The 254-nt window shown below is 34.6% G+C and carries 1 protein-coding gene; it reads right to left on the bottom strand.

What is annotated here, in order from left to right; all coding sequences use genetic code 11:
- On the bottom strand, positions 1–254 hold a 254-nt coding region (locus tag SB765_RS31680), incomplete at both ends, for a hypothetical protein (RefSeq protein WP_410932761.1).

The following is a 254-nucleotide window of genomic DNA, read 5'->3' on the forward strand; positions in this document are numbered from 1 at the left end:
ATGCTCGCTCATATTGCCTACTCTAAATACTTGAGTGAACGTAAGTTCTTCGCCACCCTCGTTTAGTAAGATTTTCCAGTTGTTATCATCTATATCATAAAATAATAAGTCGACTAAGCCATCACCATTAAAATCATTAGGTTGTAAGTGTTTTGCCTTACCACTTCGAATAATTACTTGTTCTAAATCTATGCCATTATTGGTATTTATAAAGGCTGAGATCTGGTCTACTTCAGTATTACCATCGCACTTAT

Origin of the sequence: Pseudomonas sp. SIMBA_067, from assembly GCF_046534675.1 — a bacterium.
Taxonomy (GTDB): Bacteria; Pseudomonadota; Gammaproteobacteria; order Pseudomonadales; family Pseudomonadaceae; genus Aquipseudomonas; species Aquipseudomonas putida.